The sequence below is a fragment of the Lactobacillus helveticus DSM 20075 = CGMCC 1.1877 genome, assembly GCF_000160855.1.
In the GTDB taxonomy this organism is placed as follows: domain Bacteria; phylum Bacillota; class Bacilli; order Lactobacillales; family Lactobacillaceae; genus Lactobacillus; species Lactobacillus helveticus.
In genome coordinates, this window is sequence record NZ_GG700757.1 from 110256 (window position 1) to 116962 (window position 6707).

At 35.9% G+C, this 6707-nt stretch carries 4 protein-coding genes and 1 pseudogene; 2 read left to right on the top strand and 3 right to left on the bottom strand.

Translation table 11 applies throughout. The features are described from left to right. The first annotated feature begins 12 nt into the window (after positions 1-12). Both HMPREF0518_RS07405 and HMPREF0518_RS07410 read left to right on the top strand, forming a co-directional pair. On the top strand, positions 13-627 hold the full coding sequence (locus HMPREF0518_RS07405; RefSeq protein ID WP_003627532.1) for a lysophospholipid acyltransferase family protein: 615 nt from the start codon (positions 13-15) through the stop codon (positions 625-627). Between the two features lie 54 nt (positions 628-681). Then, positions 682-1863, top strand: a complete 1182-nt coding sequence (locus HMPREF0518_RS07410) for an SAM-dependent methyltransferase (RefSeq protein WP_003629023.1) — start codon at positions 682-684, stop codon at positions 1861-1863. A gap of 57 nt (positions 1864-1920) precedes the next feature. On the opposite strand, the gene HMPREF0518_RS07415 is transcribed toward HMPREF0518_RS07410, so the two are convergent. From HMPREF0518_RS07415 to HMPREF0518_RS07425, 3 genes and pseudogenes are all read right to left on the bottom strand, one after another. After that, complete coding sequence (locus HMPREF0518_RS07415) at positions 1921-3864, bottom strand: M13 family metallopeptidase (protein ID WP_003627535.1); 1944 nt, start codon at positions 3862-3864, stop codon at positions 1921-1923. A gap of 94 nt (positions 3865-3958) precedes the next feature. Next, positions 3959-5742: pseudogene (locus HMPREF0518_RS07420) on the bottom strand (ABC transporter ATP-binding protein). Next, positions 5735-6707, bottom strand: a 973-nt coding sequence (locus HMPREF0518_RS07425; RefSeq protein WP_003627538.1) for an ABC transporter ATP-binding protein, incomplete at its 5' end; no start/stop codon positions are given. The pseudogene HMPREF0518_RS07420 and the gene HMPREF0518_RS07425, both read right to left, overlap by 8 nt.

The window sequence follows — 6707 nt, forward strand, 5'->3', positions numbered from 1 at the left end:
GGAACAAAAAAGATGTTTTATAAAATAATCCGTCCGATTGCCCGCTTTATTGTATGGGTATTAAATGGACATTTACACATTCATCATAAGAATCGTTTGCCTAAAGGCAGCTATATCTTAGTTGCACCTCACCGTACTTGGTGGGAACCTATTTTATTTGCTTTAGGTGCCAGTCCAATGGAATTTATGTCCATGGCGAAAATAGAACTGTTTAAAAATCCGGTTTTACGTTTTATTTTAGATCATGTCCATGCCTTCCCTGTTGACCGAAAAAAACCTGGTCCATCTGCATTGAAGATTCCAGTTAAAGGGTTAAGAAAAGGTGAACTATCACTCATCATTTTTCCATCTGGCACAAGACATTCAGCTGAATTAAAAGGTGGTGCGCTTTTAATTTCTAAAATGTCACAAAAGCCAATGGTTCCGGTGGTTTATCAAGGGCCTTTATCCTTCAAGGGTTTATTAAAACGAAAAGGATTAGAGGTTAATTTTGGTGATCCAATCACTATTGATCGCAAAACTAAATTAACCCATGAAAATGAAAAAATCATTTATCAGCAATTAGAAGACGCTTGGAAGAAATTAGATGATGAACTTGATCCTAATTTTCACTATGTTGCCAAGTAAAAATTTTAGTGTTAAAATACGTAATTAGGTTTAATAATTAGTGGAGGAATTGCATTGTTAGAAAAAGCCTTTTACAAAATGATGCTCAGTAAGTCCTTCCCTTTTCCCGTTAAAGTAACTTATTGGGACGGTAAAAGCGAAGTATATGGTAACGGTACCCCAGAAATTGAAATAGTTTTCAATGAAAAAATTCCAATGGGCGACATTACAAGAAATGCATCCCTAGCACTTGGTGAAGCATACATGGACAAGAAAATTGAAATCCATGGCAGCATTCAAAAATTAATTGACGGCGTATACGAAAGTGCCGACAGTTTCATGCGTTCATCCAAATTCCGTAAATTCTTGCCTAAAACTAAACATACTGAAAAGCAAAGTGAAGAGGACGTTCAAAGTCACTATGATATCGGTAATGATTTCTACGAACAATGGCTTGACCCAACCTTGACTTATTCATGTGCTTACTTTACGGACGATAATAAAGATGATCTTGAACAAGCTCAGATCGCCAAAGTACATCACATTTTAAACAAGTTACACCCACAAAAAGGAAAGACTTTACTTGATATTGGTTGTGGCTGGGGTACTTTGATGCTCACTGCAGCTAAAGAATATGGTCTTAAAGTTACCGGTGTTACTTTGAGTGAAGAACAATACAAGTTAGTTCAAAAGAAGATTTATGCCGAAAACTTGCAAGATGTTGCCGAAGTTAAACTTGCAGATTATCGTAAATTAGGTGATCAACAATGGGATTACGTCACTTCAGTTGGTATGTTTGAACACGTTGGTTCTGAAAACTTGGGTGAATACTTCAATGATGTAGCTAAATACTTAAAGACCGATGGTGTAGCATTAATCCATGGTATTACTCGTCAACAAGGCGGTGCCACCAATGCTTGGATTAATAAATACATCTTCCCAGGTGGTTACATTCCAGGTTTAGTTGAAATTATTTCTAGAATTGAAGAAGCTCACTTGCAAATTAGTGACGTTGAAATGCTCCGTCGTCACTACCAAAGGACTTTGGAAATTTGGGACAAGAACTTTAACAATGCTCGTCCTGAAATTGAAAAGAAGATGGGCGAAAGATTCTGCAGAATGTGGGATATGTACCTTCAAGCATGTGCTGCCAGCTTTGAATCAGGCAACATTGATGTTGTACAATATCTTTTAACTAAGGGCCTATCTGGTAAGAACTTGCCAATGACCCGTGATTACATGCTTAATAATAAATAAGTGCAAACCAAAAATGACTACTGGAAAAATCCAGTAGTCATTTTTATTTTGTCTAAATTACCAAATAGTAATTCTATCTTCAGGATCAAGCCACATGCCATCATCAGGCTTAACATCAAATGCAGTGTAGAAATCGTCTTGACATTGAACTGGGATATTTACACGAGTTGGTTGTGGTGCATGAACGTCAACTTGCACTTCAGTTTTAATTGCTTCTGGACGTTGCTTTTGCATCCAGCTTCTTGCATAATTTTCAAACAAGTCTTTCAAATCAACATTGTCGTTCTTACCAGCTTGAACAGCACAAGCAAGCCCTGCCAAGTCAGCAATATTTTCTCCTACTACTTGCTTACCGTTAATCTTAGCTGGACCGTATTGCAAGCCATCAAAAATATCAACCATTTGGCCAACCCGCTTATTGAATTCAGCGAAGTCTTCATCAGTCCACCAGTTATTCATATTTCCGTGTTCATCAAATTTAGCACCACTATTATCAAAGGCATGAGAAACTTCATGACCAATAGTTGCACCGATACCACCGTAATTTGCACCACGGGATTGATGAATATCATAAAATGGCGCTTGCAAAATACCAGCTGGGAAAGTTAAATCATTTCTTTGTGGATCATAACAAGCATTGTTCAAGTTTCCTGGCATGAGCCATACTGAGCGATCTACTGGCTGAGTTAATTTATCGAGCATATACTTGGTGCGTACCGTTGCCATTTGAGCTTCATTTTCATAAAGACTCCTTTCTGGGTCAATTTGCAAAAGATCATAAATCTTTTCGATTTTTTCTGGATAACCAATCTTAAGTACTAAAGCTCTTAATTTAATAATTGCCTTTTTCTTAGTATCTTCAGATAACCAATTATTATCATTGATTCTTTGCTCATATACTTTAAGCATATTGTGAATCATATCTTCGACATCGTGTTTAGCTTCTTCACCAAAGTATTTCTTACCATAAAAAATACCAACAACTTCATCAAAAGCACCATTAGCTAAACGATAGGCTTGCTTAATTTGAGAAGGCAATTCTGGCGTACCTGAAATTGCTTGGTTAAATGGAAATGCAGCGGCACGGAAATCTTGTGACAAGTACTTAGCTACGCTATTAATATATTTAACCAGCATCCAGCCTTTAATTTCATCAAAGTTTGCCGGATTAATTAATTCATCAGCATGGTCAAGGAAACGTGGTTCCATTACAATTACTCGTTCAACTTTTTCAGGCAAAATTGTCTTTAAAAAGTCAGCCATATCAAATGACTTAAACTTAGCTAAGAATTCAGTCAAAGAAACCGGATTATAGATTGCAGCATAATCTGACCATTCTTCAGTAGACTTGACGACCTTGGATAATTTTTGATCAAAGGCTAAAGCATTTTGAACATAAACACGTGCTTCTTCTTTACCAATACCTGCCATCTCTAACAAGTTGATACTTTGTTTTTCTAAAATATCAAGTAATTTTTTGGCTTCAGGTGTCTTATAAGTAGTTGTATCTGGTAAAAATGTGCTTGGACCACCAAAATGCAAGACATTAAAATCTGTATTTTTCATGTCAGCATCTACATCAAATACAAAAGGCAAGGCATATGGACCCATGAAGAGCTCTGTTGCATTATCCTTAAATTTATCAAAGTTAATTAAATCAAGGATCTTTTGTAAATCATTTTGAATTGGGTTTGCCTTTTCAGCATCCCTTTTATCAAAATTCTTCGCAATCTTATACAAGGCAATCGCCTTATCGAAGTCACGAATATCTGGCATCTTTTCCTTACCAGACGCAATATCCGCAAAATCTTTCATCATGCGTTTTTCAATTTTAATATCTAATTCAGTATTTACTCCGGCAGAAGTTTGATCTGCAGGAATTTCTGCTTTAGACAACCATTCGGAATTGACGGCTAAATATAAATTATCTTGTGGCTTAGCGTTTAAATCAGGTTCAGCAACATCCCCTGCACCGCCACGTACAGCTAAATATCTTCTCATATTTGCTCCTTATAGAAATATTCATAACTATTTAATAATTTAAATTCATTATAGCAAAAAGAACGTCTGAGGATTAGCCAAACGTTCTTCCGCATTAATTTTCGCCTTCATTTTTTTGCAAGGTATATAAATTGTAATAATAGCCTTTCTTGGCAAGCAGTTCTTTGTGATTACCTCTTTCAACAATTCGAACTTGATCAAGCACAATAATTTGATCAGCATCTGCGATGTCGAAAGCCAGTGTGCAATTGCCAAAGTCGTACGACCTTTACGGAGTCTCTTTAACCCTTCCTGAATTAAAGTTTCCGTTTCTGTATCGACATTTGCGGTTGCCTCATCTAAAACTAAAATCTTAGGATCTGTTACCAAAGTTCTAGCAAAAGAGATCAATTGCTTTTGACCTTGACTTAATTCTGCACCGCCTTCAATTATCTTGGCGTGATATTTACCAGGCATCTTTTCAATAAATTGATCTGCTTGAACAGTCTGAGCTGCCTTTTTAATCTGATCATCTGTAATTTCTTGATTATACAAACGAATATTAGATGCAATATCACCATAAAACATGAATGGTTCTTGTAAGACCAGGCCTAATTTTTTACGCAATTCTTCTTTAGGATATTTTCTAATATCAACATCATCAATTAATACTTGCCCTTTTCCAAATTCGTAAAAACGCATCATTACATTAATGATTGAGCTTTTGCCTGAACCGGTGTGCCCCACGATTCCAAGAGTCTCACCCGGATTAACTACAAATGATACATCATGCAAAATCTCATGCTTGCTATCATAAGAAAAGCTAACATGCTTAAATTCAATTTTTCCTCGATTGATAGTTAAACCTGCTTGAGCATCTTGCTGTGGTTCATATTGTTCATCATCTAAAATTCTTTTACCTGCGATAATCCCATCTTGGAAAAAGGTCATCTGATCCATCATAGTAGAAATAGTATTAAATAATTGTGAGATATATTGTGAAAATGCATAAACAACACCTGCAGGTACAAAAACTTCTCTTAAAGGAAAGCAAAAATACATTAATGAAACAGCTAATGCAAGCGAATAAAGCAAACTTGTTAAAGGTGAAAGCAATAATGAATTTACCCGGATCATATTAAACCGCGTCTGCATTAAACCACCATTTTCACCTTCAAAATGGTTAGTCATTCGCTTTTCTTGATTAAACTGCTGAATGATTGATACGCCTTCGATTGATTCATTCAGATTCGCATTAATTCTACTTAAACGTTCTCGATAATTACGATAAAGACGGGAACTTTTTTGTGAATAAAGCCAGATCACAAATAGCAAAATAGGTACAAAGACCAATACAATCCAACCCGCAACCACATTAGTAGTAAACATGGCCACTAGCGCAGTTACAACTGAAAATAGACCAATTACTACTGTTGATAAAACAGTTAAGAAATTACTGAGAGTCATCGTATCATTGGTAACTCTAGAAACGATTGAACCAGCTGGTGTTTGATCAAAATAACGCATTCCCAATTGATGCAATTTTCTGTATAAAGCTCGACGTACACTCTCCAATGTTTTTTCCGAACCTAACGCAAAGAGATACTGATATGTAAATTGAATTATTGCTTTAAGAAGCGAACCTATCGCATACAGTAAACCTGCAAATAAAATAATTTGAACTGAGGTACTTTGATGAAGCAAAAAATGATCTAAAAAATACTGCAAACCTCTAGGCAATAAGATATTGATGACACTTACTAAAAATGCACCACATAGAGCAATAATCATTTCAGTTTTGAATTGCTTAACAAACTTCATCAAGCGTTTAAAAATGGTCACTTGTTCTTTAAATGGGACTGCCTTAGCCCAGATTGACTCTTGTTGTTCATCATTCATTTATATCTTCACCTCCATTTTCTTGTCTGCGCCACATTTCTGCATACCAACCGTTTTCAGCTAAAAGCTGTTGGTGATTGCCTCGTTCAACAATTTGCCCATTTTTCAATACTAGAATCAAATCCGCATCCATAACTGAAGTCAAACGATGAGCTGCAATCATAGTCGTCTTATTTTCTCTTTCTTTTCTCAATGCTGACAAAATTTCCGTTTCAGTTTTTGCATCTACAGCTGATAAAGCATCATCTAAAATCAAAATATGAGTGTCTTTTAATACGGCACGAGCAATTGACATTCTTTGTCGTTGTCCACCAGACAATGATAGTCCATTTTCTCCTACTAGAGTTTGATAGCCCTTAGGCATCTTTAAAACATCTTCATGCAAATCACTCTTTTGTGCTGCCAAAGCAATATCTTCTTGATCCGCATCCTCTGAAGAAAATGCAATGTTTCTTCCAATACTAGTAGAAAATAGGAAATTATTCTGTGGTACATACGAGATTTGACTAAGCAACAATTTTAACGGAATTGTTCGAATATCTTTACCATTCAATGTAATTTGACCATCATACTGATCAAATTCTCTTAACAGCAATTCAATAATTGTTGTCTTTCCTGCGCCGACTCGGCCAACTAAGCCAAGTGTTTGTCCTGGTCTCAATTTAAAATCAATATTCTTCAAAACAGGAATATCTTTTTCATCTGGATATGCAAAGGACTTTATTTGGTAATCCAAGTCTCCCTGTAAATCTTCCGCGGAAAGCGTGTTATCTGCATGTGCATCCGTAATCAATGGCTTTTCTTGCAAAAGCTTTTTTACACGATCATAACTAGCACTACCACGCTCTAAAATATTGAACAAATAGCCAATGGCAAACATCGGCCAAACCATATTAGAAATATAAGCAATGAATGATACCAATTGTCCAATTGATAAAACATGGTGATTTACTAGTAATCCACCA